Source organism: Chitinophaga sp. W3I9, assembly GCF_050434025.1.
Lineage (GTDB): Bacteria > Bacteroidota > Bacteroidia > Chitinophagales > Chitinophagaceae > Chitinophaga.
This window is the reverse complement of record NZ_JBNPWC010000001.1, coordinates 1,621,717-1,647,790: the sequence shown is the minus strand read 5'-3', so window position 1 is coordinate 1,647,790 and position 26,074 is coordinate 1,621,717. Positions and strand designations below refer to the sequence as shown.

Annotated in this window: 24 protein-coding genes; 17 read left to right on the top strand and 7 right to left on the bottom strand. The window is 46.6% G+C overall.

Going from position 1 to position 26,074, the window contains the following annotated elements:
• Positions 1–26 precede the first annotated feature (26 nt).
• The 9 genes from QFZ51_RS07110 (at position 27) to QFZ51_RS07070 (ending at position 7,181) form a co-directional block, all read left to right on the top strand.
• On the top strand, positions 27–2,027 hold the full coding sequence (locus tag QFZ51_RS07110; protein ID WP_429044653.1) for a DNA polymerase III subunit gamma/tau: 2,001 nt from the start codon (positions 27–29) through the stop codon (positions 2,025–2,027).
• Between the two features lie 118 nt (positions 2,028–2,145).
• A complete protein-coding gene (locus QFZ51_RS07105) occupies positions 2,146–3,807 on the top strand; it encodes a pyruvate dehydrogenase complex dihydrolipoamide acetyltransferase (RefSeq protein WP_429044650.1) in 1,662 nt (553 codons plus the stop codon).
• Positions 3,808–3,984: 177 nt separating this feature from the next.
• The gene (locus tag QFZ51_RS07100) at positions 3,985–4,491 is read left to right on the top strand and encodes a GbsR/MarR family transcriptional regulator (protein WP_079469472.1); all 507 of its coding nucleotides are present in this window, start codon (positions 3,985–3,987) and stop codon (positions 4,489–4,491) included.
• A gap of 59 nt (positions 4,492–4,550) precedes the next feature.
• On the top strand, positions 4,551–4,976 hold the full coding sequence (locus tag QFZ51_RS07095; protein WP_429044647.1) for a hypothetical protein: 426 nt from the start codon (positions 4,551–4,553) through the stop codon (positions 4,974–4,976).
• A 109-nt stretch (positions 4,977–5,085) separates the two neighbouring features.
• A complete protein-coding gene (locus QFZ51_RS07090; protein WP_429044644.1) occupies positions 5,086–5,322 on the top strand; it encodes a CoA-binding protein in 237 nt (78 codons plus the stop codon).
• A gap of 7 nt (positions 5,323–5,329) precedes the next feature.
• Positions 5,330–5,464, top strand: a complete 135-nt coding sequence (locus tag QFZ51_RS07085; protein WP_429044640.1) for a CoA-binding protein — start codon at positions 5,330–5,332, stop codon at positions 5,462–5,464.
• Between the two features lie 205 nt (positions 5,465–5,669).
• Complete coding sequence (locus QFZ51_RS07080) at positions 5,670–6,143, top strand: ribonuclease H-like YkuK family protein (RefSeq protein WP_079470056.1); 474 nt, start codon at positions 5,670–5,672, stop codon at positions 6,141–6,143.
• Between the two features lie 152 nt (positions 6,144–6,295).
• Complete coding sequence (locus QFZ51_RS07075; protein ID WP_429044636.1) at positions 6,296–6,769, top strand: hypothetical protein; 474 nt, start codon at positions 6,296–6,298, stop codon at positions 6,767–6,769.
• Positions 6,770–6,806: 37 nt separating this feature from the next.
• Positions 6,807–7,181: a hypothetical protein gene (locus QFZ51_RS07070; protein WP_429044633.1), complete on the top strand. Its 375-nt coding sequence runs from the start codon at positions 6,807–6,809 to the stop codon at positions 7,179–7,181.
• Between the two features lie 63 nt (positions 7,182–7,244).
• On the opposite strand, the gene QFZ51_RS07065 is transcribed toward QFZ51_RS07070, so the two are convergent.
• The 6 genes from QFZ51_RS07065 to yihA all read right to left on the bottom strand — a co-directional run bounded on the left by QFZ51_RS07065 (position 7,245) and on the right by yihA (position 14,566).
• Positions 7,245–8,804, bottom strand: coding sequence for a SusD/RagB family nutrient-binding outer membrane lipoprotein (locus tag QFZ51_RS07065; RefSeq protein ID WP_429044631.1), 1,560 nt, complete (start codon positions 8,802–8,804; stop codon positions 7,245–7,247).
• 26 nt (positions 8,805–8,830) lie between these two features.
• On the bottom strand, positions 8,831–9,775 hold the full coding sequence (locus QFZ51_RS07060; RefSeq protein WP_429044628.1) for a hypothetical protein: 945 nt from the start codon (positions 9,773–9,775) through the stop codon (positions 8,831–8,833).
• Entirely contained in the window at positions 9,747–12,182 is a 2,436-nt protein-coding gene (locus QFZ51_RS07055) for a SusC/RagA family TonB-linked outer membrane protein (RefSeq protein WP_429044625.1), read from the bottom strand. Before QFZ51_RS07055 ends, QFZ51_RS07060 begins: the two co-directional genes overlap by 29 nt.
• 19 nt (positions 12,183–12,201) lie before the next feature.
• A complete protein-coding gene (locus QFZ51_RS07050) occupies positions 12,202–13,179 on the bottom strand; it encodes a FecR family protein (RefSeq protein ID WP_429044623.1) in 978 nt (325 codons plus the stop codon).
• Between the two features lie 73 nt (positions 13,180–13,252).
• Positions 13,253–13,840 carry an RNA polymerase sigma-70 factor gene (locus tag QFZ51_RS07045; protein WP_429044620.1) on the bottom strand — a complete coding sequence of 196 codons (588 nt, stop codon included), beginning with the start codon at positions 13,838–13,840 and terminating at the stop codon, positions 13,253–13,255.
• Positions 13,841–13,957: 117 nt separating this feature from the next.
• The gene (gene yihA / locus QFZ51_RS07040; RefSeq protein WP_429044616.1) at positions 13,958–14,566 is read right to left on the bottom strand and encodes a ribosome biogenesis GTP-binding protein YihA/YsxC; all 609 of its coding nucleotides are present in this window, start codon (positions 14,564–14,566) and stop codon (positions 13,958–13,960) included.
• Between the two features lie 86 nt (positions 14,567–14,652).
• Here yihA and ubiE point away from each other — a divergent pair, with 86 nt between their 5' ends.
• The 5 genes from ubiE (at position 14,653) to QFZ51_RS07015 (ending at position 20,559) form a co-directional block, all read left to right on the top strand.
• Positions 14,653–15,399, top strand: a complete 747-nt coding sequence (gene ubiE / locus QFZ51_RS07035; RefSeq protein ID WP_370910931.1) for a bifunctional demethylmenaquinone methyltransferase/2-methoxy-6-polyprenyl-1,4-benzoquinol methylase UbiE — start codon at positions 14,653–14,655, stop codon at positions 15,397–15,399.
• Positions 15,372–16,070, top strand: coding sequence for a porin family protein (locus QFZ51_RS07030; RefSeq protein WP_429044613.1), 699 nt, complete (start codon positions 15,372–15,374; stop codon positions 16,068–16,070). The genes ubiE and QFZ51_RS07030 overlap by 28 nt, the downstream gene beginning before the upstream one ends.
• Positions 16,071–16,136: 66 nt before the next feature.
• Positions 16,137–17,480, top strand: coding sequence for a dihydroorotase (locus tag QFZ51_RS07025; RefSeq protein ID WP_429044612.1), 1,344 nt, complete (start codon positions 16,137–16,139; stop codon positions 17,478–17,480).
• A gap of 124 nt (positions 17,481–17,604) precedes the next feature.
• On the top strand, positions 17,605–18,933 hold the full coding sequence (locus tag QFZ51_RS07020; protein WP_429044610.1) for a MutS-related protein: 1,329 nt from the start codon (positions 17,605–17,607) through the stop codon (positions 18,931–18,933).
• A gap of 87 nt (positions 18,934–19,020) precedes the next feature.
• The gene (locus tag QFZ51_RS07015) at positions 19,021–20,559 is read left to right on the top strand and encodes a YifB family Mg chelatase-like AAA ATPase (RefSeq protein ID WP_429044607.1); all 1,539 of its coding nucleotides are present in this window, start codon (positions 19,021–19,023) and stop codon (positions 20,557–20,559) included.
• A gap of 55 nt (positions 20,560–20,614) precedes the next feature.
• Here the strand turns inward: QFZ51_RS07015 and QFZ51_RS07010 are convergent, their stop codons facing one another.
• Positions 20,615–22,741 carry an elongation factor G gene (locus tag QFZ51_RS07010; RefSeq protein WP_429044605.1) on the bottom strand — a complete coding sequence of 709 codons (2,127 nt, stop codon included), beginning with the start codon at positions 22,739–22,741 and terminating at the stop codon, positions 20,615–20,617.
• Between the two features lie 150 nt (positions 22,742–22,891).
• Here QFZ51_RS07010 and QFZ51_RS07005 point away from each other — a divergent pair, with 150 nt between their 5' ends.
• The 3 genes from QFZ51_RS07005 (at position 22,892) to QFZ51_RS06995 (ending at position 26,064) form a co-directional block, all read left to right on the top strand.
• Positions 22,892–24,667, top strand: a complete 1,776-nt coding sequence (locus QFZ51_RS07005) for an ABC transporter ATP-binding protein (protein WP_370910938.1) — start codon at positions 22,892–22,894, stop codon at positions 24,665–24,667.
• A gap of 43 nt (positions 24,668–24,710) precedes the next feature.
• Positions 24,711–25,148, top strand: coding sequence for a DUF983 domain-containing protein (locus QFZ51_RS07000; RefSeq protein ID WP_429044601.1), 438 nt, complete (start codon positions 24,711–24,713; stop codon positions 25,146–25,148).
• Positions 25,149–25,584: 436 nt separating this feature from the next.
• Positions 25,585–26,064, top strand: coding sequence for a hypothetical protein (locus tag QFZ51_RS06995; protein ID WP_429044598.1), 480 nt, complete (start codon positions 25,585–25,587; stop codon positions 26,062–26,064).
• Positions 26,065–26,074: the final 10 nt, after the last annotated feature.

The following is a 26,074-nucleotide window of genomic DNA, read 5'->3' as shown; positions in this document are numbered from 1 at the left end:
GGCGCTCGCGAAAGCGTAGCAGTCATATGGAGAATTTTATCGTATCAGCCCGTAAATACCGTCCACAGAACTTTTCAACTGTAGTAGGACAGGCACATATTACCACCACTCTCAAAAATGCCATCCGCAATAACCAGCTGGCGCATGCCTTCCTGTTTTGCGGGCCTCGCGGAGTAGGGAAAACCACCTGTGCGCGTATCCTGGCCAAAACCATTAACTGCGAAAATCTGCAGCCGGATGGGGAAGCCTGTAATGAGTGTCATTCCTGCAAGTCGTTTAATGAGGGCAGCTCCTTCAACATTCATGAGCTGGATGCTGCTTCCAACAACTCGGTAGATGATATCCGTACCCTGGTGGAGCAGGTGCGTTTTGCGCCACAGGCGGGAAAATACAAGATCTACATAATAGATGAGGTACACATGCTTAGTTCCTCAGCTTTCAATGCTTTCCTGAAAACCCTGGAGGAGCCGCCATCCTATGCGATTTTTATCCTGGCCACTACGGAGAAGCATAAAATATTGCCAACGATCCTGAGCCGTTGCCAGATCTTCGACTTCAAACGTATTACCATACAGGACACGGTAGACCATTTGCAGGAGATATGTACCAAAGAGCATATCCAGGCTGAAACAGATGCCCTGCACCTGGTAGCACAGAAAACAGATGGCTGTATGCGTGATTCCCTGAGTACGCTGGATAAGATTGTGAGCTTTACGAGCGGGCATCTTACTTACCAGAATACGCTGGAGCACCTGAATATTCTTGATTACGATTATTTTTTCCGGGTAATGGCTTCTGTGCTTCAACAGGACGTAGCCAATGCCCTGCTGATATTCGATGAAATTTTACAGAAAGGTTTTGAAGGGGATAATTTCCTGAACGGGTGGGCGGAATTTTTGCGTAACCTGCTGTTATGTAAAGAAGACAAGGCTCTTCACCTGGTGGAGGTTTCCGGTAACCTGAAAGAACGATATAAGCAGTTGTCGGGCCAGGTGAGTCCTGCTTACCTGATCACTGCCCTTCACCTGCTGAATGAAACGGAGATCAACTACCGCATGGCGCGTAACAAGCGGTTGCATGTGGAGATGGCGCTGATTAAGCTGTGTTTTCTGCAACAGGCAGTAACCCTGGTCAGTGATGACAGTAACGGGGAGGTGTCAAAAAAAAAGCTGGTAGCTGATGGTTCTCCCCCGCAGAAATTGCGGGCCCCTGTGGCCCAGCCGGTAACTGCTAAAACCATTACCGGGAATCCGGCTACTACGGAGAGTATCGGCACGGTGCCGGGACCACGTTTAACGGTAGACAAGCCGGTTCAGCCTGCTCCGCAGCAAACGGCGCCCGTAGCGGCTCCTGTGACAACAGCGGCCCCTGTGGCAGCACCTGCGCCACCGCCCACACCTGCATTCGTTGCTCCTGCGCAGCCAATACCTTCCAATGGGCATTCAACTGCTACCCACGAACCGGCAACGGCGCCTGTGGCCAGTCAGCCGGCAACCAGCCCTGTATCTGCAACGCCCGCACCTGCCACCGGAGCACCTGCGGCCGGCGGCACCTCCGCAGCTGCTCCGGCCAGCAAACTAACAGGGCTGGCTGCCATGAAAGAAGCGATGGCTGCCAAACAGCAGGGAACCACCCATGTGCAGTCGACGCCGCTTACGATGGGAGCGATCCATGTGTACTGGGACGAATTTATTGATCTGTACCGGCAGGCCAACAAAATGACGGTGGTAAGCAATTTGCAGCTGGCGCAACTGAAACTGCTGGGCACTACGGAGGTGGGAATTGTGAGCCGGAACATTGTGCAATTCCGGTTTATGGAAGAAGAAAAGCTCGTGATTGCTGAGTTTCTGAAGAAGAAATTTAACAATCCGGCCATTGTGCTCACCCTGCAGCTGGATGAGAGTCAGCAGACTCAGGATATAGGTCCGGCGCCGCTTTCCAGCCGGGAGCAATTCCAGCAGATGGCGGAAAAATACCCGCTGGTGAAAGAGTTGAAAGACCGGCTGAACATGGAGTTAGACTTCTAGCGTGATTGCGCTGATTAAATATTAACGATAGACAGACATTTTTAAACAGTTTACAATTCCTTCTTTGCGTTTTTGCGCAAAAACATGTAGGTTTGAACAAAATTTTGAATAAAGCACTATGGCAGAAGTTATCAGAATGCCCCTTTTGAGTGATACGATGACGGAAGGGGTGATTGCGGAATGGCATAAAAAGGTGGGCGATACAGTAAAGGCAGACGATGTAATTGCTGAAGTGGAAACGGATAAAGCCACTATGGAAGTGATGGGTTACGTAGAAGGAACCCTCCTTTATATAGGTGTTGAAAAAGGAAAGGCAGCAAAGGTAAACGGGATCATTGCCATTGTAGGTAAACCCGGAGAAGATTACACTTCCCTGCTGGAAGGTGAAGGTAAAACAGCTGCTGCTGCCCCGGCGCCTGCTGCTAATGCTGCACCTGCTGCTGCTGCACCTGCACCACAGGCTGCTCCGGCTGCTGCTGCACCGGCTGATGACGCTGCATTAAAAGAAGCGCTGAAAAATGCTACTGTTATCCGTATGCCGCTCCTGAGCGATACCATGACAGAAGGTAAAATAGTTGCCTGGAACAAAAAGGTAGGCGACGTTGTGAAGAATGACGATGTACTGGCTGAAGTGGAAACGGATAAAGCGACCATGGAAGTAATGGGTTATGCCGACGGTACCTTATTATATATAGGTGTGAAGGAAGGCGAAGCGGCCAAAATAAACGGCATTATAGCCATTGTGGGCAAACAGGGTACTAATGTAGATGCGATCCTGGCTGCTGAAGGCGCTGCCCCGGCAGCATCAGCTCCATCCGCACCTGCTGCCCCATCACAGAATGGCACGACTGCTGCTCCGGCGGCAACTCCGGCTCCTGCTGCTGCAACCACCAGCGCCGATGGCCGTGTGAAAGCATCTCCGCTGGCTAAGAAGCTGGCAGAGGAAAAGGGCATCGATATCAGCCAGGTTCCTGGTTCAGGTGACGGTGGCCGTATTATCAAAAAAGACGTAGATAGCTATGTTCCTGCAGCCAAGGCGGCTCCGGCAGCACAAAGCGGCGCAGCGCCTGCTGCTCCGGCGTTTGTACCTGCCGGCCAGGAAGGCTTCACAGATATTCCGCTGACCAAAATGCGCCAGGTAATTGCTAAACGCCTCAGCGAAAGCAAATTTAGCGCTCCTCACTTCTACCTGAAAATAGATGTGAATATGGATAAGGCGATAGAAGCGCGCAAATCCATCAACGAAATTTCCCCTGTTAAGATTTCCTTCAACGATATGGTGATCAAGGCTTCTGCCATGGCACTGCGTCAGCATCCGGCAGTGAACAGCAGCTGGATGGGCGATTTTATCCGTCAGAACCAACATATACACATCGGTTCTGCTGTGGCTATTGAAGAAGGTTTGATTGTTCCGGTAATCCGCTTTGCAGATCAGAAAACACTCAGCCAGATTGCCACTGATGCGAAAGGCCTGTACGACAAAGCCAAAAACAAAAAGCTGCAGCCACAGGAATTCAGCGGCAATACCTTCAGTATCTCCAACCTGGGTATGCTGGGTATCGACGAATTCACGGCGATCATCAATCCACCGGATTCAGCGATCCTGGCGGTAGGTAATATCACTGAAACTGCGGTGGTGGAGAAAGGCCAGATAAAAACAGCCAACATCATGAAACTGACCCTGAGCTGCGATCACAGAAGTGTGGACGGAGCGGTAGGCGCACGTTTCCTGGCTACCCTGAAAGGGTTCCTGGAAAACCCGGTAACAATGCTGGTATAAACTAATTGTAATAGCAATACGAAAAGGCGGAGTGTATACTTCGCCTTTTTTGTGCCCGGAAGACGGCTGTATGCCCCGTCATTCACCGGTAAAATGTTTCATTAGCTTTTGAAAGTTCAAAAACTTGATATACATTTGACCTTGTAAATTGTCAAACGCTATAAAATAATAACCTACATGAATTTAGTGGAAGCAAAGGCACAGTTTATTCAAACCTGGGGCTCATTAGGTGCCCAGTGGGGTATTAACCGTACGATGGCCCAGATTCACGCTTTACTGCTGGTAATGCCCGACCCGTTGAGTGCCGATGATATCATGGAGGAACTGAACATTTCCCGTGGAAACACCAATATGAATGTGCGGGAACTCATTAACTGGGGGCTGGTAGAACGTATCCTCATCCCGGGAGAAAGAAAAGAATTTTTTGTAGCAGAGAAAGATATCTGGAAGGTGGCTACTTATATTGCCCGCGAAAGAAAGAAGCGCGAACTGGATCCTATCATGAAAGTGCTGTTACAGCTGCAACAGGCGGAAGGTGATCCGAAGGATAAGGAAATGAAAGCTTTTAAGGATTCTATCTCCAATATCACCAAGTTTGCCCAACAAACGGATAAGACGATCAGTGCATTTATTAAATCGGAAGAAAACTGGTTCTACAGCAGCCTGATAAAACTCATTAAGTAATTTTTTTTGGGCCTTACTTTCATTTATTTCTGAAAGTTCCAAACAAATAAAAAATAAAGATGAAGTCATATTATATAGCAGATGGTATTGTTCAAGGGCTCCTGACTGTTATTTGCGCGATTGATCTGACTCATCTTGTTGTTTTTTCCAAATTCTCCCTGCCGCCGTATCTTACTTTCATCCTCCTGGCCTGGCAATTCTCTGCAGGCGTTATCAATTTTATACTAAGGAAAACAGCTCCTGATGACAGGATGCTACGAAGACTCCAGTGCGTACTGTTCTCTATTATAGGAACCTTATTTCTCCTCGTACAGGCAAACAAGTTACGGGTATTCAGATCTATCGATTTTTTCAATATTTACGGATGGCTGGTTTACGCCAGTTTTTATATTGTGCTGCCGGCGCTGATATTGTCTGTAACGGTATTAACTATACGGAGATGTATTGTTACCCTCCGTAGCAGGGCTACTTCCACCCCGGTTTAACTTCATTTTATGCAAAATAAACGTATTGTTATTGCTGCGGACACCGGCTGTACTCGCGCATCTGCCCCGGAGCGCTTATCACTTGTGGTGAATTCCGTAAATTAGCTATATGGAAACCAATAACGATAAAAAGCTCACCGTGGTACTGGGCGCATCGCCCAACCCGGAAAGATACAGCAACCTGGCCGTGAACCGGCTCAAAGCCAAAGGGCACCCGGTAGTGGCGATCGGCAAACGGGCCGCCGCCATTGGTGATACGCCGGTGATTACCGCGCATCCGCCGCTCGAAAAAGTAGATACGGTTACCATGTACCTGAACCCCGGCGGCACAGAAAGAATATTATGATTATATTTTGCAGTTGCAACCCCGCCGTATCATCTTTAACCCGGGAGCAGAAAATCCCGAACTGGAAGATATTGCCAGGGAGCATAATATTCAGCCGGTGGAAGCATGTACCCTTGTAATGCTTAGTACGGGGCAGTTCTAGCCGTTTTATTTTCTGAATCTTCTTATTTTTTTAATGTACAGCTGTTGGCTATTGCTAACAGCTTTTTCGTATATTCGTAAATATTGCTGTTATTCCCCAATGAACGCATCCCATATTGTTGACCCAATTAGCGCATGGAATTACTTCAGCAGGCAGGCATTATAGCATAACCCAAATACGCATGTTCACCCTTAATTATACATGTATGCAATGGAGAAGATTTAATGGAGAGGTTATCCACCTTCCGGTAAAGGAAGAAGTAAGACAAGCCATCGTTCGTGAAACCGCAAAGGGGTTTCGCCTGAAAGTGTGCATTGGTACTGATTCCCAGGTAAAAGGAGTAGATACGGAATTCGCTACGGTGATAGTATTCCTGCGGGAAGGCCACGGCGGATTTATGTTTATTCACAATGAAAAAACAAAAGACCGCTATTCTATCAAAGAGCGCATGCTGGTAGAAGTAGCGAAGAGTATTGAAATTGCGTATGAATTGTGCGACCTGTTTACAGAATATGATGTAGACATGGAAGTGCATGCAGACATCAATACGAACCCTCAGTTCAAAAGCAACCTGGCCTTGCGGGAAGCAATGGGCTATATCCTGGGTATGGGCTTTGCCTTTAAAGCCAAACCGGAAGCCTTTGCCAGCAGCAGTTGCGCTAATAAAATAGTGAACTAAGGCGCCTCTTTTTTTGTACCTCTCTCAGATTTTTTATGACGTGTTGCCACGTCAGGTGGCATTTTCTCCCCTTATCGAGCTATACAATCCCTCCTTCTGTTGTAACTTTTTCCTGGTTTCTACGCTATACTTTCAATAAAACAGCCTCCTATATGACACTACCAAAATCATTGGCAGCCATACTGTTGCTGGCGTGCCTCTGCGTTCTTTCCTGTAAAAAAGACAAAGTGGAAGCTCCCGATACTACGTCGTTGTTTGTGTATGACGCAGGCTCGAGCATTCCCAACGCCGAATTCAAAACGCTACAGATCACTGCAGATGGCAGCTATATTATTACTCAAAAAAATAGTGAAAAAAGTACAAGGAAATTACCAAATAACGTGCAAGATAGCCTGAAACCTTATCTCACCAACTTTCCCCGGGCAGCTATAAAAGCCGATCCTAATACTTACTCATCACGTGGGGCAGCAGATGGCATCTTCCGGGCATTTATATATGTACAAAAAAATCCAACAGACACTACCGCCATTTATTTAGATATACCCGGTGGTCCCGCTCCCGCCTACTTCGTGGAATTCGAGAACAAGATCAATCAAACGATCATCAACAATAAAATATTTAACTGATCATACCATCTATAAATTATTAAATTAATCCCCCGTTATGAAAATTTATTATTCCCTCATTCTCTTGTTTTTAATACCTGCTTTTTCTGCCTGTAAAAAGAAAGATGCTCCCCTGCTTACTTCTATAGAAGGGAAATGGCGGCTGGCAAAGGTGGAAGGATGTTTCAGTGGGCAAGGCGCATCTGTTACCAATAAGCAGGAAATAATTTTCAAGGGCAAACAATACGAATTATTTGTTGATGGCGTAAGAGAAACCGCCGATACGTTCCACCTTAAACAGGTTAACAATCAAAATGTACTGACAATAGGGAAAAGCAATGAATTCTTTGTCACTTTTACGAGCAATGCAATAATTCTGACCGGTAACATTTCTGATGCCTGCACAATGACTTACGGCAAGGTAGCCTATTAATGCAGCAATTATTATTAAGCAGGGGGATGAAAACGAATATCGCTTTCATCCCCGCTTTATACTTTAATCTTTCAATAACCACATCACGCTATTCACATTATCACTGCCGCTAAACTGCCGCTGTATGGCCTCGTTGAGGTTCGCATTGTTATAACTCAGTTCATTATCAGGATAAAGCCATCTTACCGGAAACTGTGTAGCAGGTGTATTCAGGTTGGTGGTAGCATTCAACTTGAATACGGGATATCCTGTTCTCCGTTGCTCATACCACGCGTTATAATTAGAGCCCTGCAGGAACCCCGCGAGATACTTTTGTGTAATAATCTGCGATAACTGTTGCTGCATGCTGCCAGTGAGTACTACCGATGCTACATACGACTGAATATAACTATCATCCATTTTCATGTTGTGGTGATAATCTTCTATGTCCGGTGTATAGGCGGCGGTGAATTTCATGGAATTGGTAATACCTGCCGCATAATAACTTTGCGCCGGCGTACCGGTGATCCATCCCCGCAGGGCTGCTTCTGCCAATACAAACTGTAATTCGGAGTAGCTGAAAACGCTTACCGGTTCTGCATTCACCATGTTTACGTAACGGCTGTTCAGGTCGGAATAATCTTTTGACAAGCGTATAGATTGCAGTGCGGGGAATGCATCAGAAGGCTCCGCTCCTACATAAGCGTCATAATCATCCGCTGTTTTACCGGCTGCAATTTTTACCGGTGAGGGCTTTGCATAATAAAACAAACGACGATCGTGCAATGTTTTCAGCGGATCTATCAGCGTGGCTGACAACATGGTGTAATTTGACTTTACAAAAGAGTTGCCGGAGCCCGCCGGCACATCGGACCAAGGGTAATTCTGGCCTGCTGCTGCCGTATAGGTAAGAGCAAAATTATCAGCATAAGAACGCATTAAAGGCCTGTTGGCAACTATCTCTTTAAACCGCTCCACTACTTTCAGATCCGCATCGCCTGTTTTCCTGTACAGGTTCATCAGCACATGCAGTTCAAAACTGTTGGTCAGCCGGCGCCAGTTATCCACTTTGCCGTTATACACCGGATCACCGCTAAAATCTTTCCCTGCTGCAAAAAGAAGATTGGCGCTATCCAATTCATTGAGTATGCCGAGAAATACTACCTTCTGCGTATCGTAGCCAGGTTGGATAACGTTTTCTGATTCTCCTTTCACCGCCTGTGAGTAGGGAATATCGCCTACCTGTATAGTGCTTTGAAAAAATTGCCAGGCTCTTATAAAATGTCCCAGTGCATTGTATGATTTCCGGAGTTCTTCATCAGGTGCATAGCCTATCATGGGCGGCACATTACGCAATAATGCGATCCTGTTAAAACTGGCTCTTCCGAATTTATTATACTGGAAATTTTCCTGTCCTTCTCCCCAGGTAAGATATTTACCCAGCAGATAAGGTTGCATAAAACTTTTGGCGGTACTGATATCCGACCTGGTAATACTCAGGATCATATTGGTGGCCAGCATGGCGGAACTCACCTGTGTAGTTTTATTTGGGTTGGTATTGATTTTATCAAATTTTGAGCAGCCTGTTACCATTGCGGCAGTAAGAGATACGGATAATATATATTTCAGTGATTTGTGTTTCATGAGATTTTCTTTGATGGTGAAAGATATCAGAACCCTACTTTGAAATTAACTCCCAGCATCCGTTGAGATGGTGAATTCAGGTTTTCATCATCCACATCGGGATCTGAAAATTTGAAGTTTGTAAACAGGAACAGGTTCTGTGCAGTTAAAGAAACAGATGCATTTTTTATACCGCTCTTTGCCAGCATGGTGGCAGGAAACCGGTATCCGACAGATATTTCACGCACCTTTACAAATGTTTTCTTTTGTATGCCGTAATCGCCTCCCCTGAAATTTTGCGCGTAGTTTTGGTAAGATACTTCTGTATCATTCACCGCATACTTGCGGGTATCGCTGGTGATGTTGCCAAAGTTGTCGTAGGAAACACTTCCGGAGAGTACTTTTACGCCTTGTCCTACATAATTGGTGAGGCCGTTCACTACTTCATCGTAGCGGTATTGGTTATCAGATTCGGGATTGGTACCGGAATCCCACATCTTATCGTAGATATAGTTATACATCACCCCGCCAACGCGGCCATCGATATTAAGTGATGCTGTAAAATTTTTATAGGAGAAGGTATTGATAAAACCAAAACTGAAACTGGGATCACTGTAACCATATTTTTTTTGGTAATCGCTTTCCACGGGATAGCCGTTGTTGTGGATTACATTGCCATCGGGGTCTCTCAGCCAATAGTAATCTGTATAGGTATCGAGTCTTTCTTTTTTCTTCACCCAGGGATTTTGCGCAGAGTACACCGGATCGAGGTTTACATAGTAGCGGTGCTGGTTAGACCAGTTGATGGTGGATCCCCATTGGAAATTCTTTTTCTTTAATACCGTTCCGCCGAGCGTAATTTCCAGTCCTTTTCTTACATAGGTTTCGGCAGTATTTACCAGGGTATTCAGGAATCCGGAGGAGCCGGGAATAGATACAGAAGTTTGCTGGTTGTAATAGTATTTATTGAAGTAAGCAACGTCGATATTCAAACGTTTTTTGAACAGGTAAGCGGGCAGTACCAATTTCCCAGGTACGCTGTGAACTTGGCAGCAGGTTAACTCCCAGCAGGTTACTGGGGTAGCTCGCGGAGTTGGCGCCGTTCCACGCGCCGGTAGTGGTAGTATAGAGACGGTTGATATCATATACGCCTGCGGGTGTTTTAAAGGTAGCCCAGGAGCCCCGGATTTTCCACATATCTGTAAATGCAGGCATTTTGAATAACTCGGACAATACTACACTGGAACCGATGGAAGGATAAAAATACGCCCTGTTTTCTTCCGGTTGTGCGGAGTTCCAGTCGTTACGGCCGGTAGCATCAATAAACACGGTATTTCTCCAGCTTACAGCAGCCCTTCCATACAAACTGTTTACCTGTCTGCTGCTATAGGCAGGTGTGAATGTAGGCGGTTCTACGGAGCCATTAAGCGAAAAGAAAGTCGGGCTTGTTAACCCGTTTTTGGTGGAAGCTTTCAGTCCTTCGTCTACCCAATAATAAATTGTTCCGCCCACCATTGCTTCGAAGTTCCAATCGCCTGCTTTTTTACTGTAGCTGAGCATGGCGTCGTCGTTGGTACTCCAGCCCCAGGTGTTGTTGATGCTGTACAGGCCCCTGGCATTCCATCCGCCGCGGGTGGAGTAGATATTAGCCGTTGGATTGGTAAAGGTTTCTTTATTATGATACACATCATAGCCGATACGCACCAACAGGCTAAGGTCAGGGGAAAATTTATAGTTAGCGGTGAGACTTGCGTTAGTGGTATTTTGCTGGATCGCATTTAATTTCTCGTAGGCAATCAGGTAAGGATTATCATACCAGTTGGTGTACATCCAGTTTTGTGTTTGATTGGGTGTTTTCCAGTAATCACGGTACTGGCGGATATCATATTCGGGGCCTGTCCACATGGTTAGCTGGTAAATGTATCCCTGGTTACCATAGCCGGTGCCCCATACCTGTGGCGCCATTCTTTTGCTTACGCCCATGTGCCCTTCGAGGCTGAATTTCTCTGTCGCCTTGAGCTCACCGCCGAGAGTGAAGTTATACATATTCAGTTTCGCATTAGGAAACTGTCCTTTGTTATAAATATGGTTCAGGGAGGCGCGGAAACTGCCGTATTTCCCACTTTGTGATACGTTGATATTATTATTGGTGATTACGCCCAGTTCCATAAAATTCTTCAGGTTATTTTTTCCTACCGAATTCAGTGGCCGGTTATCCTCAAACTGTTTGGTGACCGGGTTCCAGTCCCTTGCAGTGTTGCCTGCATCCAGCCGGGGGCCCCATACATAATCGTTGTCAATTTTTCCGTTTTGTCCACGGCCGTACGAAGTTTGTGTTTTTGGAATGGCCAGGAAACCGCTCTGGATCATGGTGTTGCTGTTCACGTTTACAGACAGGGCTTCGCCGGTTCCTTTTTTAGTGGTGATGAGGATCACGCCGCCGGCAGCCCTGGAGCCGTACAATGCGGATGCAGTAGGACCTTTCAGGATATCCAGGCTTTCGATATCATCGGTAGGGATATCGCGTAACGACATGTTGCCATACGGCACCCCATCTACCACCAGCAAGGTACCTTCCCCTCTTAACTCAATAGCGGGTTTAGCAAAAAACTCGGTGGAGTTTTTAATAACCAGACCGGATACCTGGCCGGTGAGGGAAGTGGCCAGGTCCACTCCTTTTACCGTTTGTACGGCCTCGCCTTTTACTCGTTGTACGGCGTATCCCAGGGCTTTTTCCTGGCGTTTGATACCGAGGGCGGTTACTACCACCTGGTCGATGCTGATGGCCTGATCGATGAGAACGATGTTAATGGTTTGTTCCCCTTTAATGGTGTATTCTTTTGGTGTGTAGCCGATGAAGCTGAATAAAAGAACATCGCCATCTTTTACGTTATCGAGGGTGAAGTTCCCGTCTTTGTCCGTCATCGTAGCCTTGGAGGAGCCTTTCACCTGGATAATCACGCCTGGTAAGGCATTACCGGTGGAGTCCTTTACAGATCCCCTGATGTTTTGTTGTGGTGCAATGTTGCCGGCGGCAGCCATTACAGACCTGGTATTGGCAGCATCTTCTGCTTTTACCACATAAAGCTTTCCATTGATTCTGCGGCATACTAATCCTAATGGTGCGATGCATTTATTGAGGTTGTTCTCAATGTTATCTGCCTGAAAAATGTCCGTATTCTGCAGTAGAATATTTTTCCCTTTCAGCAGGTTGGTGTTGTAACTGAAGCGGACATCGAACTTTGCTTCCAGTTCATTGATCACCGAAATAAGCGGCACAGTGGTTACCTTGTTTTCGCGGGTTGCTGCTTTTAGTATCTGTGCTTTTGACCATTGCAAACAGCATAGCAAAGCGGTAACCATTACCAGTTGGAAACTGATTGATTTAAATTTTTTCATAACTGAATTTTGGTTGTCTCTAAAGGATTTTTTTGTTGTTCACCCGAATAGTCTTGTGTTGTAAAGTAAATTGTAAATTAAAGGATTCTTCTATCGTAATAATGGCCTGCTGCAGGTTATCGGACGGGAGATAGCCTGTAAACAGCAGTTCCCCGGTTCTTTCCTGGTCAAATACTATTTCATAATCATATTGTTCCCCAAGTTTTTGCATCACTATTTTCAGTGGTTCACTTTTGAATGCGAGCAGGTTGTATTTCCAGGATGTCTGGAACAAGGTATCTACCTTTTGCCTGGTGAGCATTTTAGTGACCGCATTATAGCTGGCCATTTCCCCGGGACTGAGCAACAGGATGCCGGCGCCGGCGTTGACTTTCACGCGTCCTTCGTTCAGCACTACCACTGCGTTTCCATTTGCCGTATTTACATTAAAGGCAGTGCCCAGTACGTTTACATCCACGCCGTTTTCCGTGTGCACAACAAAGGGCATTGCTGCCTGGTGGATCACTGTAAAAAAAGCTTCTCCTTTCAGCCATGCTTCCCTGGGCTGATTTTTACGGGGAGATGTGTTTACGGTGAGGCTGCTGCGTTGATTGAGACTGATCACCGTACCATCTTCCAGCCGGAAGGTTTGCACCTGGCGGGTGTTGTTTACAAAATGGCGTTTATCATTTTTATCTCTGTAAAAAAATAACAACAGGGTAGCCAGGCCAATGAGTGGTACCAGGGCTGCCGCCACTCTGAAGCCGGTTCTTTTCCATAGTGGGATCACCGGTTTGGACGGTGTATGTTGCAGGATAGCGGCAAAAACCTGACCGGCCCTATCCGCCGGCATTGCGGGCCAGTTTTGCTGCAGCAACAACTCTTCCACCGCAGGCAAATACTCCGGCGATGGATGATCCTGTAACCAGGCGAGGAGCTCCAAACGCTCTTCCTGTGTACATTTCCTTTCCGTTAATTTAATAAAGAGAGCAGTGATCCGTTCCTTATTTTCTTCCATTGTTCCTGGTTGACATAACAATAGTACGATCGGGCGGATTTAAAAGACGACCGGACTTAAAAATATTTTTTTCTCAGCGAAGGATATGGCAAAAGGCGGCAATAATAACAGAGATATCGGCATGTTGATAAAGGTAGTGCCTTACAAAGCGGGAAGCCTTTACGAGCTGGTCTCTCACGGTGTTGACAGAGATGCCCAGCTGATCGGCTATTTCCTGGTTGGAACAGCCCTGTACTTTGCTCATTCTGAAAATCAGCTGCCGTTGTGCAGGTAACTGGGCGATGGCATTCATTTTAATGGTTTCCAGCTGCCGGGTGTAGAGCATGTCGTCCATAGCGCCGGTATCTTCTGTATACATCTGCAGAAAATATTCGCGGAATTTCTGATCATGCACCGCCTTTCTCAGGTAATCGAATACATAGTTTCGGGTGGTGGTGTACAGGTAGGCTTTGAGAGATAATCCGGGATTCAGGGTATCTCTTTTTACCCATATCTTCATAAATACTTCCTGAACGGCGTCGGATGCTACTTCCGGCAGGCCGCAGAGTTTCAGGGTGTAGCCATAAATATGATCCCGGTATTTTTCATACAGTACCCTGAACGCTTCCTCATCCTGCGCTATTATCTTTTTACACAGTATTTCATCTGTTGCATCCAGCATTCCAACAAGTATTTGGGTAAAAAAATGCCATCACTGATTAAGATAAACAAATAAAAATAAAAAATTACCCCAGATTACTGAGGTAATAATAGTGTGCAGAAAAGATGAGGCAGCGGATCAGGCGATAGCCCGGAATTGTGCGTTGAGTTCATCGATATAGTTGAGGATGGCATCCCGGCCGGATTTCTTTACGGTAGATGTAACGAAGTTGGGGGGCAGGAACTGCCAGGTTTCCCTCATTTTATTGAGAAAAGATTTTACGTTTTTGCTGACTTCTGCCTGGGTACTTTTATCTGCTTTGGTGAATACCAGGCTGAAAGGGATATTCCATTCTCCCAGTTTGGTAATAAAATCGATGTCGATTTTCTGTGGCTGATGGCGGCTGTCGATGAGTACAAATACGCTGACGAGGTTGGGCCGTTTGCGCAGGTAATTTTCGATCATCTGTTCCCATTGGCGGCGTTGCGACAAGCTTCTTTTAGCGAATCCGTAGCCGGGCAGATCCACGAGGTACCAGGCGTTATTGATGGCAAAATGATTAATCAGCTGTGTTTTACCGGGGGTTCCCGACGTTTTGGCTAATTTTTCATTATTAGCCAGAATATTGATCAAAGAAGACTTACCTACGTTCGACCGGCCGATGAATGCGTATTCCGGCCATATGGGATTGGGGCATTTTTCCCAATCGGGACTACTGATAAGATATTCTGCTGACTTAATAACCATAATGATATTGCTTTGTTCCATTAAAAATCCCGTATCCCTGTTTTTGCATACTGTCACATGACTACATTTCTTTAACTTTGCGCACTATGTCAGAAAATGCAAATGTTCAGAAGATCGTTCCCTTTGAAGGGTCAAAATTAAGCAAGAAGGAGCAGATAGCGACCATGTTTGATGATATTGCTTACCGCTACGACTTTCTTAATCACTTTATGTCGCTGGGGATCGACATTATATGGCGTAAAAAAGCCCTGGGGTATTTGAAATCGCTTCAGCCCAAACTCATGTTGGACGTGGCTACCGGCACGGGCGACTTTGCTATAATGGCGGAAAAGCGTCTTCATCCCGACAAAATTGTGGGCATTGATATTTCTGAAGGGATGTTGAGTCATGGCCGTGAAAAGATCCTGAAAGCGGGGTTAGGCGATAAAATTACCCTGCAAACGGGCGATAGTGAGACAATAAGTTTTCCCGACCAAACGTTTGATGCCATAACGGTGGCATTCGGTGTGCGTAATTTTGAGCACCTGGAAAAGGGGCTGTCTGAGATGTATCGTGTGTTGAAGCCAGGAGGCAAGTTGGTGATACTGGAGTTTTCGAATCCCACAGTTTTTCCTATTAAACAATTATATAATTCGTATTTTCGTTATATCACACCGCTGATCGGGAAATGGATAGCTAAAAGCCAGGCGGCTTATAGTTATCTGCCGGAATCTGTGAAAGCGTTTCCGCAGGGTGAAGCAATGCGAACTATTTTAACCAACACCCGTTTCCAGGCCGTTACATGCAAAACGCTAACATTCGGCATATGTTCCATTTACTGCGCTACGCGCTGATATTCATTGTATTCGGGGTGCTTCCTGCAAGGGCGCAAACCCAGATGAATATGTTGGAACACGATGCAAAACCCTATTACTTTGGTATTACGCTGGCGGCAAACCAGTCGTATTTCAAACTGGAGCATTCTCCTGCCTTCCTGGCCGATGATTCTATTATGGTAGCGGAACCGCTGAAAACCATGGGATTCAACCTGGGACTGCTGGCCAATGCCAGGCTCAGTGAGCATTTTGACCTTCGCTTTAACCCGCAGCTCATTTTTGCATCCAAAAACCTTTACTACCGCGAAACTTATCCCAAGCCACAGGATACTGACAAGAAGATTGAGTCGATATTACTGAGCTTCCCGCTGCAGATTAAGTTTAAATCGGACCGCATCGGCAATATGCGCGTTTATACCATTGCGGGCCTTAAATATGACTATGACCTTGCCTCCAACGCACGCCTGCGCAGAGCAGAGGACCTGGTAAAGATCAAAAAGAGCGACTACGGTTATGAAGCCGGCGCTGGCTTTGAGTTCTATTTCGAGAGCTTCATCTTTGCCCCGGAGTTTAAGATCAGCAATGGTTTTGGCAATGTGCATGTGAAAGACCCTAACCTGCGATATTCCAATGTGGTGGAAAAATTACAGTCGAGGATGATTGTGTTTTCGATTCACCTGGAAGGGTAACCGGAGAGATTGCCTCCCAACCACACCGATTAACCATCATTACGCTGATTTTTTTACCTTTGCGCCATGCAAAATTACCTCATCAGGAATATAGCCGTGGTAAACGAAGGGCGCACCACGGTACAGGATGTATGGATCAAAGACCACCGCATTGAAAAAATAGCGCCTAATATCACTATCAGCGGTAATTACACGGAAATTAACGGGGAAGGTAAGCACCTGCTGCCAGGCGTTATAGACGACCAGGTACACTTCCGGGAGCCCGGCTTAACCCACAAAGCCACCATTTATTCCGAAGCACGCGCTGCGGTAGCCGGCGGTACCACCAGTTTTATGGAAATGCCCAATACCAAACCGGCGGCGCTCACCCAGGAACTACTCGAAGACAAATACACCATTGCACAACATCATTCACTGGCCAATTACTCCTTCTTTATGGGGGCTGCCAATGACAATGTGGAAGAAATACTGAAAACAAACGCCAAAAAAGAAAGCGTTTGCGGCGTGAAAATATTCATGGGATCTTCTACCGGGAATATGCTGGTAGATAATTATCTCACCCTGGAAACGGTGTTTTCCAACAGCGAACTGCTGATTGCCACCCATTGCGAAGATGAAAAGATCATTCGCGCCAATATGGAGGCGTTTCAACGGGAAAAAGGAGATCGCCTCACCGCTGCGGATCATCCGTTGATACGCGATGTGGAAGCCTGTTTTGAATCATCCCTGGTAGCCATACAGTTTGCGCAGAAACACAATGCCCGCCTGCATATCCTGCACATCTCCACGGCGAGGGAGCTTCAGCTGTTCAGCAATATGCTGCCGCTGGCAGAAAAAAGGATTACGGCGGAAGTGTGTGTACACCATCTTCATTTTACGGCCGATGACTACGCACAATACGGCAACCTGATCAAATGCAACCCGGCCATTAAAGCGCCGGAAAACAAAACCGCGCTCTGGCAGGGACTCCTGGACGACCGGCTGGATATCATTGCCACCGACCATGCACCGCATACCTGGGAAGAAAAACAACTGTCTTACCTGCAGGCGCCGTCCGGTGTTCCACTGGTGCAACACAGCCTCCTGCTAATGCTGGAATATGTAAAGAAGGGAAACATCACCCTGGAAAAAGTAGTGGAAAAGATGAGCCATGCTCCCGCTATCTGTTTCCAGATAAAGGAAAGAGGATTTTTGAGAGAAGGGTATTATGCCGACTGCGTAATCGTAGACCTGCAGCACCAGACGAACGTAAATAAAGAAAACATATATTATAAATGCGCCTGGAGCCCGTTTGAAGGCCATACCTTCCCGGCGGCCGTTACGCATACCTTTGTAAGCGGACACCTCGCTTATGCGGATGGCGTTTTTAATGAGAACGTATTGGGTCAGCGACTGGCTTTCAGCCGGTAGTTTTTGCCTCCGTAAATGCAGCGGCAGCCGCTGCATTTACGGAAATGCCGGTACAGCCTTTCAATTCTTATGGAATTTTTCTATCCTTGCATCTTCCACCGTATATTCACCAAAAAGATGCTGCATGCAACTGGACAAAACATCCTACTACGACCTGTCTATCTTTAACCGCGACGAAGAATTTTCCCTGTTCCACCGCCTCGATTTTACTACCACTGCAGGCGGCCGTGAATACCTGCGGCAGCTATACAGCAATCCATTATCCGATATCAACACTATTAAGAACCGGCAGCGTGCATTGCAATATATACTGGAACAGGAAAGCAACTGGCCTTCCATTATTTCCAACGGTACCATTGTAGTGGTGGAGAATTACATGGATGCCCAGATCGAACCTATTTCCAGCACAGAAGGACTTGCCTTATATCTTCATGCAGCTCTCAACAAAACGCTGTATGCGCCTGATTATGGCTATATCAAATTTTCGTTTACACAACTGGTGATATTACTGAAAGGATTTCGTTCGTTTATCAACGTTTTCAATTCAAACGAGACCCCAACAGTGCTGAAAGTGTTGCTGGACAGGGCGCAACAGTTACTTGCCAAAAAAGAGTTCTATGAAATTTTAAAGGCAGATGAAGAGGGAAAACTGAACTTTGTGGAGATCCTTCGTTATGATAATTATATCCGGAAGCGACACAGAAAAGTAATTCAGGAGCTGGTAACCCTTTACCAGCAGCTGGATGCGTACTATGCGATGGCCAAAGCCATGAAGCACTATAACCTGCAGTTCCCGGTTTTCTCCGGCGGCACCACACCTGTTATTAAAGCCACACAACTCTATCATATCATCCTTCCTGAGCCGGTGGCTTATGATGTAAAACTGGATGAAGCAGCTCATTTCATGTTCCTTACAGGTGCCAATATGGCCGGCAAAACCACCTTTATCAAAGCCGTTGGCGTAGCCGTATTCCTGGCACATATAGGCATGGGCGTGCCCGCTGAAAATATGGAGCTGAGCTTCTTTCACGGCATCTTCAGTAACATCCAGGTACAGGATAATATTTTTAAGGGAGAAAGTTATTTCTATAGCGAAGTACAGCGTATTAAAAACACTATCCTGCAAATCAGCAATGGTAAAAACTGGCTGGTGCTGATCGACGAAATGTTTAAAGGCACCAATGTGGAAGATGCCAGAAACTGCTCGCTGGCAGTGATCCGGGGATTTTTGAAAAGTACCAACTGCCTGTTTATCCTTTCTACTCACCTTTATGAAGTGGCGGATGAACTGAGCACAGAAAAACGTATCCAGTTTAAATATTTTGAATCTACCGTTATTGACGACGACCTGCATTTCACCTACCTGCTCAAAGATGGAATTGCCAAAGAAAAAATAGGTTACCTGATCCTGAAAAGGGAGAAGGTACTGGATCTGCTTACGCAGATAAAATAAAAAAGGAAAGCATTTAACTGCGGGCGATGTAACGATGTTTCCAGCAGTTAAATGCTTATATTCGTATCTGTTAACCCAGATATCGATATGATTGTTAAAACCTACGGCAGCGCCATCCTCGGCGTAAATGCCATCACCATTACCATAGAGGTAAATGTATCTTCCAAAGGCAACAAATTATTTATAGTAGGACTACCAGATAATGCGGTAAAGGAAAGCGAGCGGCGTATTGAATCCACTATTCAGTGCATGGGCCTGCGTATGCCCAGAACACGCACAGTGGTAAATATGGCGCCCGCCGCTATCCGCAAGGCCGGCGCTGCGTATGACCTGCCCATTGCCGCGGGTATTATTGCTGCCTCCGGGCAGGCCTCTCCCGTTCATCTTGAGCATTACCTGATGATGGGCGAGTTGTCGCTGGATGGTACCATTCAACCGATCAAAGGTGCGCTGCCAATGGCCATGCAGGCACTGAAAGATGGTTTCAGCGGCTTTATACTGCCCAAACAGAATGCGCTGGAAGCCGCCATGGTTAGTGGTTTGAAAGTGTATGGCATTGCTCACATTTTGGAGGCCATTAATTTTTTAAATGACCCGGATTGCCTCATCCCTGTAACGGCTGTCCGTGACGAATTTTACGCCACGCAGGACCATTGGGGCATTGATTTCAGCGAAGTAAAAGGGCAACAGCATATTAAACGCGCCCTTGAAATAGCCGCCGCTGGTGGGCATAATGCCATATTGATTGGTCCGCCGGGAGCAGGAAAAACTATGCTGGCAAAACGTTTGCCCACCATCCTTCCACCGCTCACATTGCAGGAGGCGTTGGAAACCACTAAAATCCATTCTGTGGCAGGGAAGCTCCCCGAGCACACTTCGCTGATCACGCACCGCCCGTTCCGTTCTCCGCATCATACCATCAGTGATGCGGCATTGGTGGGTGGTGGCAGCATTCCCCAGCCGGGAGAAATTTCACTGGCGCATCACGGCGTATTATTCCTGGACGAACTGCCGGAGTTTAAACGCAAGGTGCTGGAGGTGATGCGGCAGCCGGTAGAAGAAAGAAGAGTGACTATTTCCCGTGCCAGAACAGCCATCGACTTTCCAGCCAGCTTTATGTTGTTGGCGTCTATGAATCCCTGTCCGTGCGGGTATTTCAACCATCCGGAAAAAGAATGTTCCTGTGCGCCCGGGCAGGTACAGGAATACCTGAATAAGGTATCCGGTCCGCTGCTGGATCGTATAGACCTGCACGTAGAAGTAACGCCGGTAAAATTTGCGGACCTGTCGTCCTCCAGTGCGGCGGAGAAAAGTACGTATATACGTAACCGTGTGATTGCTGCGAGGGCGATCCAGGCAAAGCGGTTTGCCGGTCATGACGGCGTGTATTGCAATGCACAAATGCATAGCCGGTTGCTGGCCACGGTATGCGTTATCAGTGATAAATGCAGGGAGCAGCTGGGGCAGGCGATGCAAAAACTAAAGCTCTCTGCGCGTGCATACGACCGGATACTGAAAGTAAGCAGAACGATAGCCGATCTGGAAGGCAGTCACAGTGTAGAACCTGCACATATGGCGGAGGCCATACAGTTCAGGAGCCTCGACAGGGAAAACTGGGGGAACTGAGCATGGGGCAATGGCCGCTGCCAGCGGTAACGATGGTGGCGCACACATTATCCCGTTAAACGCCCAGGTCTTCCTTATAACTTTCGCTCAGCTTACGCTGCATCTCTGCAGGAACGGGTGCATATTCCGCAAACTGGGATTTCAACTTGGCTTTGCCCTGGGTAACATTGCGCAGTGCAGCAAACAGTTTATCTATTTCTGCCTGTGGGGTGCGTGCTTTGATCACCTGGTAACCATTCAGTGTATCCATTCCCGTTATGATGCTGCGATGTGTTTGCAGTTCGCTCATTATGTCGCCCATCATAACATCGGGGGCTACGGCTTCCAGGTCGTACACCGGTTCCAGCAACTGCGGGGCGGCCTGGTGGAACGCTTCGCGAAAAGCCATCATACCGGCTATTTTAAAGGAAATATCGTTACTGTCTACCGGATGCATTTTACCATCGTATACGCTTACACGTATATCGCGTACATATGATCCGGTTAGCGGGCCTTCCTGCATTTTTTCCATCACTCCTTTGAGGATTGATGGCAGGAAACGGTTGTCGATAGCGCCGCCTACGATACAATTGTTGAATACCAGTTTGCCGCCCCAGTTCAGCGCTATTTCTTCCGAATCGCGCACGGTATGTTCCTTGTAGGGCGGCATACCCTCGTACCAGGGTTCTATTTTCATGTATACCTCTCCAAACTGGCCGGCGCCACCGGATTGTTTTTTATGGCGATAGGAAGCCTGGGCAGGCTTTTGGATGGTTTCGCGGTAAGGTATTTTGGCGGCGTGAAAAGCCACCTGCATTTTATAAATATTTTCAAGGCGCCATTTGGTCACCAGTAAGTGCAGTTCCCCTTGTCCGTGGAGGATCACCTGTTTCAGTTCGCGGTTGAACTCCACTAGGAGGGTTGGATCTTCCATGTGTATTTCCGCAAGCACTTCGCTGAGTTTTTCATCGTCGCCTTTATTTTTTGCTTCAATGGCCACCCTCACTTTAGGGGCGGGAAAATCGATGGGAACAATTTGCCCAGGGAAATTCTTTTCGGCCAGTGTATGATTGGTGAGGGTACTTTTCATTTTAAGCGTGCAACCGATATCCCCGGCCTGCAGGCGTTCTATGTTATTGCGGTTCTTTCCGTCTGCGATAAACAGCTGGCTGATACGCTCGGTAGTATTGCCCTGTTCGTTGATAAGCTCCATGCCGCCTTTTACTTCTCCCGACATTACCTTAAAATAAGTGAGCCTGCCGATATGCGGCTCCTGTAAGGTTTTAAAAACAAATAATCCTGCCGGACCAGCAGGATTACAGGGAACAGGTTTACCTCCGGTAGTAACTTCGGCAGGCATTTCCGCTGCACCGGGAGCTACGTTATCGATAAATCCCATGAGGCGGCCGCTGCCCATATTATTTTTGGCGGATAAACAGAACAGGGGGAATACGTGGTGATTGAGCATGCCTATTTTGATGCCTTGCCGGAGTTCATCTTCATCCAGGCTTCCTTTTTCAAAATACAGTTCCATGAGGGTATCGTCGTTTTCTGCTGCTTTTTCCACGAGTTCGTTGTGCAGCTGGTCGGCTCTTTCCTTTTCGCTGTCGGGGATGGGAAGTTTTTCGGGTTTGCCGCCTTTTTCGGGAAAGCGGTACATGGTCATTTTCAGGAGATCGATGATCGCATTGAATCCGGGGCCGGCATTTACGGGGTACTGCATAATAGTAACAGGCTGACCGAATACCCGGGAGGCGTCTTCCACGGTTTTATTAAAATTGGCCAGTTCAGCATCCAGCTGGTTAACGGCCAATATGGTGGGTTTCCGGTATTTGTCCACATAATCCCATACCAGTTCTGTACCTACTTCCACTCCATACTGGGCATTGAGCAGGAGAACAGCAGTGTCGGATACGCGGATGGCTGCAATTACTTCTCCTATAAAGTCTTCCAGTCCGGGTGTATCTATAATGTTGATCTTATAATCTTTCCATTCGGTGTGCAACAGGGTGGCATATACGGAATTTCCCCGTTCGTGCTCAATATCGTGGTAGTCGGACACGGTATTTTTCTCTTCAATTGAGCCTCGTTTACTGATGATGCCGGCTTCAAATAACATGGTTTCGGAGAGGGTAGTTTTGCCGCTTTTGGGTGCACCTAACAGTACGATGTTTTTGATGTGTTTTTCATCATACGTCTTCATATGTGGAGATTTATTTAGATAATAGATACTCACCTGTGTCTTTACAAAGAACTTACTATTAAGTTAACGTTTTTTGACTAAAATAGCCAGTACTTTTCCCCGGAATATGTGACAACATACAGTAACTTTGCACCTCAGGAAAACGGACATATGAAACTATTACTGCATTATTTGAAGAGATATAAATGGTTGGTCGTATTAGCAATGGCTCTGGCCAGTATTAACCAGCTTTTCTCACTGATGGACCCTATGATCTTCGGATGGATCATTGACAGGTTCGCTTCTCATCCAAAAACTTTTAAGGGTGGCACTATATTCCGGCCGGAGAACGAGTACCTCACAGGGGTACTGCTGCTGGTTGGCGCTGCGATAGGCGTTGCAATGGTATCCAGGATCGCTAAGGCTTTCCAGGACTATTTTGTGAACGTAATTGTTCAGAAATTCGGCGCCCAGGTATATACGGATGGCTTGAAACACTCACTCCGGCTGCCATACCAGCAGTTTGAAGACCAGCGCAGCGGTGAAACGCTGGCTATTCTCCAGAAAGTGCGGGTAGACTGTGAAAAATTCATCACCGCCTTTGTGAATGTGCTTTTTGTATCGCTGATAGGTGTATTGTTTGTGATGGTATACGCCACCACCGTACACTGGAGCCTTCCCTTCGTGTATCTGACCGGCTGTATTTTACTGACTATCCTGATGAGTTTACTGAGCAGGAAAATTAAGGTGATACAGAAGACGATCGTAAAAGAAACCACCGCGCTGGCAGGATCAACGACAGAATCGCTCCGGAACATTGAACTGGTAAAGAGTTTGGGCCTCTCCAACCAGGAAATCAGGCGTTTAAACTCCACTACCATGAAGATCCTGTTGCTGGAACTGAAAAAAGTGCGGAGCATCCGCAGTATCAGTTTTGTACAGGGTACTTTTGTGAACCTGATGCGCTCTGCCATCCTGTTCCTGCTGCTGTTCTACATTTACCGCGATGTAGTGAGCATTGGGCAGCTGATGACCTTACAGCTGTATTCCTTCTTCATTTTCGGACCATTACAGGAACTTGGTAACATTATCCTGAATTACCGCGAAGCGCAGGTATCGCTGCTGAATTTCCAGAGCATCCTGAATACGCCGGTAGAGGAAATGCCCGCCAATCCTATCAGGGTAACGCATATTGATGAACTGCAATTCAAACAGGTAGGATTCAAGCACCTGACCGCAGCCACCAAAGCACTTGATAAGGTGAACTTCTCCGTAAATGTAGGGGAAACCATTGCGTTTGTAGGACCATCGGGGTCCGGTAAAACCACGCTGGTAAAGCTGCTGGTAGGATTATACAAACCAAATGAAGGGCATATCTACTACAATGGCATTGATGCCAATGAAGTAGATATGGAAGACCTGCGTCACCAGGTAGGTTTTGTGACACAGGATACCCAGCTGTTTTCAGGTACCATCCGTGAAAACCTGCTGTTTGTAAATCCGGGCGCCACTGATGCCGACGTAATGGAAGCACTGGATAAAGCTTCGTGTTATTCTTTACTGGCCAGGGCCGACAAGGGCCTTGAAACGGTAATCGGCGAGGGCGGTATTAAAATTTCCGGTGGGGAAAAACAACGTTTATCCATAGCCAGGGCGTTGTTGCGCAGACCGCGTTTACTTGTATTTGACGAGGCAACCTCCGCGCTGGACTCTATTACAGAAGAAGAAATTACTAAAACCGTACGTGAAGTAACGGCCAGCAAACAGCATATTACCGTGATGATTGCGCACCGTTTAAGCACTATTATGCATGCCGACCGTATTTACGTGCTGGAAAAAGGACAGATCGTGGAAATGGGTAAGCATGCCGACCTGGTAGCTGAAAAAGGACTTTACTATGCGATGTGGAGACAACAGATCGGCGAGCGCAAAACAGAAGCGGTGTAAGCTCCACTTTCAGTTGCTGAAAGTAATTGATTAATTTTGCAGCATGAGTACACAACAGCCCAGGCGCCCTAACTATTTTGTCAGCATGCTGACTATGAAATGCCCGAGATGCAGGAAAGGAGATATGTTCAGAGATCAGAATCCGTTTCACGTGAGGTTTTCGAAGATCTTTAATATGTATGATCACTGCCCTGTATGCGGACAAAAATATGAGTTGGAAACTGGCTTCTGGTTTGGAACGGGCTATGTTAGTTATGCTTTATCGGTGGCATTCAGTGTGTTTAACCTGATCTGGTTCTGGTTATTTTTTGGATTAACCTGGAGAGATAACAGCATTTTTATCTGGCTTGCCGTGAATGGGGTCCTGTTGGTACTTATACAACCATGGCTGATGCGGCTATCCAGGGCTATTTATCTTTATTTCTTTGTGTATTATGACGACGATACAGAGAAACTGGAAAAGCCGACACATCAACATTAAAAAAAATAACTGAAAAAAATATGGGGCTGTAAAAACAGCCCCTTTCTTTTTCAACCAAAATCTGAACCAATGGTGGTCAGAAAAGTCTTAATAACAAAAACCAATTTTTGAAAACTGAGGGGACTGTTCCTCCTGGCAGGACATTCAATCTGACACTTACATAATTAACGATCCTCTAAACTACAAAATCTATCAATATTTCAATTAAATATTTACATCAATGGTAAAACCACCGTGTATTTCTACTGAAAAAACGATTTTACTTATCAAGCCCGTCAGGACCGGGTTTACGTCCGATACGGCAAATTAATATAAATTAGAAAAGATCATAACGTTATTATTAAAAATAATGTATAAGTAACCTTTATATATTAACAGGAGTCATGATGAGTTCCGTAAAAATTCAATAGCTTTATCTTTCAAACAGTTACTTATCGTGCAAAGAACCTTATTACTGCTCCCTGTTTTACTACTTGGCTGCAAACAGCCGGCTACCCAAACCCCGCAGGAAGCAACTCCGGCCGATGTTACCGGAGCCCAAACAATACCAGTCCCTTTTAGCCTTATAAGTGGAAATATAAACAGCGACAGCGCTGTGTTTGAGGCGGCAGGCATTACGGCTTCCATCGCCAATTCGGGATCGGGCATGCAAACCATCCATATTACGCGGGAAGGCAAACGGCTGATCAACTACATGCGGGCGATTGATTCTGCTGCTGCAACCATACCGGTGCCTCAACTGATGATAACGGGAACGGATACTGCGGTTGGATTTAATACCGAACCCGCGGCCAACCGGAAGATCTTCTTCAAAATAAAAAATAACAGGGCTACCTATACTAAAATGGGAAACGCTCCGGCAGGACCGGCGCCTGACACCATAAAAAAAGCCCCTGCTGACGCAGGAGCTCTTTAAAAGAAACCTT

Bases quoted from the DNA above. Each gene is read 5' to 3' on its own strand.
- QFZ51_RS07110 (WP_429044653.1), top strand. From the start codon at position 27: ATGGAGAATTTTATCGTATCAGCCCGTAAATACCGTCCACAGAACTTT.
- QFZ51_RS07005 (WP_370910938.1), top strand. From the start codon at position 22,892: ATGAAACTATTACTGCATTATTTGAAGAGATATAAATGGTTGGTCGTA.
- QFZ51_RS07055 (WP_429044625.1), bottom strand. From the start codon at position 12,182: ATGAAAAAATTTAAATCAATCAGTTTCCAACTGGTAATGGTTACCGCT.
- QFZ51_RS07010 (WP_429044605.1), bottom strand. From the start codon at position 22,741: ATGAAGACGTATGATGAAAAACACATCAAAAACATCGTACTGTTAGGT.
- QFZ51_RS07025 (WP_429044612.1), top strand. From the start codon at position 16,137: ATGCAAAATTACCTCATCAGGAATATAGCCGTGGTAAACGAAGGGCGC.
- QFZ51_RS07065 (WP_429044631.1), bottom strand. From the start codon at position 8,804: ATGAAACACAAATCACTGAAATATATATTATCCGTATCTCTTACTGCC.
- QFZ51_RS07095 (WP_429044647.1), top strand. From the start codon at position 4,551: ATGAAGTCATATTATATAGCAGATGGTATTGTTCAAGGGCTCCTGACT.
- yihA (WP_429044616.1), bottom strand. From the start codon at position 14,566: ATGGTTATTAAGTCAGCAGAATATCTTATCAGTAGTCCCGATTGGGAA.
- QFZ51_RS07015 (WP_429044607.1), top strand. From the start codon at position 19,021: ATGATTGTTAAAACCTACGGCAGCGCCATCCTCGGCGTAAATGCCATC.
- QFZ51_RS07080 (WP_079470056.1), top strand. From the start codon at position 5,670: ATGCAATGGAGAAGATTTAATGGAGAGGTTATCCACCTTCCGGTAAAG.
- QFZ51_RS07090 (WP_429044644.1), top strand. From the start codon at position 5,086: ATGGAAACCAATAACGATAAAAAGCTCACCGTGGTACTGGGCGCATCG.
- QFZ51_RS07020 (WP_429044610.1), top strand. From the start codon at position 17,605: ATGCAACTGGACAAAACATCCTACTACGACCTGTCTATCTTTAACCGC.
- QFZ51_RS07045 (WP_429044620.1), bottom strand. From the start codon at position 13,840: ATGCTGGATGCAACAGATGAAATACTGTGTAAAAAGATAATAGCGCAG.
- QFZ51_RS07075 (WP_429044636.1), top strand. From the start codon at position 6,296: ATGACACTACCAAAATCATTGGCAGCCATACTGTTGCTGGCGTGCCTC.
- QFZ51_RS07070 (WP_429044633.1), top strand. From the start codon at position 6,807: ATGAAAATTTATTATTCCCTCATTCTCTTGTTTTTAATACCTGCTTTT.
- QFZ51_RS07000 (WP_429044601.1), top strand. From the start codon at position 24,711: ATGAGTACACAACAGCCCAGGCGCCCTAACTATTTTGTCAGCATGCTG.
- QFZ51_RS07050 (WP_429044623.1), bottom strand. From the start codon at position 13,179: ATGGAAGAAAATAAGGAACGGATCACTGCTCTCTTTATTAAATTAACG.
- QFZ51_RS07030 (WP_429044613.1), top strand. From the start codon at position 15,372: ATGTTCCATTTACTGCGCTACGCGCTGATATTCATTGTATTCGGGGTG.
- QFZ51_RS07105 (WP_429044650.1), top strand. From the start codon at position 2,146: ATGGCAGAAGTTATCAGAATGCCCCTTTTGAGTGATACGATGACGGAA.
- QFZ51_RS07100 (WP_079469472.1), top strand. From the start codon at position 3,985: ATGAATTTAGTGGAAGCAAAGGCACAGTTTATTCAAACCTGGGGCTCA.
- ubiE (WP_370910931.1), top strand. From the start codon at position 14,653: ATGTCAGAAAATGCAAATGTTCAGAAGATCGTTCCCTTTGAAGGGTCA.